Source organism: Bartonella sp. CL63NXGY, assembly GCF_042194905.1.
Taxonomy (GTDB): domain Bacteria; phylum Pseudomonadota; class Alphaproteobacteria; order Rhizobiales; family Rhizobiaceae; genus Bartonella.
Genome location: NZ_JBHINK010000052.1, coordinates 1 through 1,642, shown reverse-complemented (window position 1 = coordinate 1,642; position 1,642 = coordinate 1). Strand labels below are relative to the sequence as shown.

At 38.0% G+C, this 1,642-nt stretch carries 2 pseudogenes; one reads left to right on the top strand and one right to left on the bottom strand.

Annotated elements, in window-relative coordinates:
* Positions 1-318, top strand: a pseudogene (locus ACFIK0_RS09110) (transcriptional regulator); the annotation flags it as partial.
* Positions 319-1,277: 959 nt separating this feature from the next.
* Here ACFIK0_RS09110 and ACFIK0_RS09105 read toward each other — a convergent pair.
* Positions 1,278-1,642: pseudogene (locus ACFIK0_RS09105) on the bottom strand (late control protein); the annotation flags it as partial.

Sequence of the window (1,642 nt, the reverse complement as noted above, 5' to 3'; positions counted from 1 at the left end):
CTAAATTGGCTTTTGACTGGTGAAGATGAAATGTTCATAAACATGATGAAAACTCAGTCTTTCAATATATCTCCACCAGCTATCCCTGCTGGTCTCATGAAAAAGCTTGGTCGCATAGCTTATACAACCTATCGCGATGCAAATATAAAGATCCCTCCTGAAGATATAGCGGAACGCGCGGCGGAACTTTATGGAAAACTGCAAGAGCTTGTTCAAGATATCAACGACACGGAAGAAGTCGAGCTTATTTTACCTCTTCTAAAATTGCATTTAAAGCGTCAAATAGAGGCTGAAAATGCACACCCAGAAACTAAATAAGATACAGCTTAATGCCTCTTTAATATGAAAAATCGATATGAAAATCTTTTTACATTAAAAAAACAATATAACTATTTGATTAATAAGTATATATTGCCTATAAAAATAGATAATCATCAATAGGTGAAAATCTTTTTTGCTTTTTTGGTTATTTTTGGCTGATTTTGGAGTCAATTGAACTTTTGGATTGATTTTTTTCACAGGGTCTTCAAAGGCGGTTTTCTGGGCTTTCACAGACTTTTCAAAATTTTTCACAGGGTTTTCAAAGACCTTTCAAAGCCTTCTCTCATTTTTACCATGAAAACGCACTTTTTTCTGATTTTCGCTCTTTTTAGCTCTTTTTTACAATTTTAGGTGTCAAAATCTATTTTGACAAAACGCGCATTTAATGCTAAATTTTATACATAAAAACAACAAATTATCACGTATTCCTACCTAATCCCACCTCTTCCCACTTAGTATAAAACCTAGTGTCAAACTACATTGTACCAATTTATTTTTTCTCAAAGAGTTTTTAAGGGGTTCTCAAAGGGTCTTCAAAGACCTTTCAAAGATCATTTAAAGCCTCTTTTTCTTTTCTGCTCAAAATCCCAATTTTTGATGATCAATCATTGAGTTGGAATCGTATTATTTGAGAAGCAGCGTATATAAGATGTGTTCACCTCTTTTAGCATAAATTGACTGATGATTTTTCTGTATCCTAAGCATACTATCAAAAAGAGAAAAAGCGTTTAAGCAATTCGGTCAACTTGACCAAATTGCTCTTCAGTCTGCAATTGTGCAATGTTTGCACCATTGCTCCTTTAAGGAATTGGGTAAACATTACCCTATTTCTGTACTCATGCAATTGGATCAACTTGATCCTATTTCTCGTTTTAGCAATTGGGACAAGTTGTCCCTATTCCTCTAAATGCCCTTCATCACCAATCAAAGGGTAAACATTACCCTTTGATTTTCTGTCACTCAGAGGTTTCCTTTTCTCCTGCCTCTTTTCCCTTGTCTGGTGCTTCGAGTGTAATTTCTGTGGTGTATCCGCTTTGCTTCTCATAGCAGTGGGTGACAGTGGAAGCTTTCCATGGCCCATTGATTTGCCCACGAAACCCTTGCAATAAAAGAGGTTGATCCGCCATGACTTCGGGACGCCCCTCAAGGGTCAAAGAACCACTCCCCACAGCACGACACAACCTGTCCGACTCGGAAGCAGCAGCAGCTCGTGCTTCCTCCTCACAAGTGTAACAAGTGCGAAGACGCCGCACGGGACCGCTAAACCCTGTCTGATGTTTGACTTGGCATTGCTGCCCTTTTGAGCGATCAAAATAAGAAG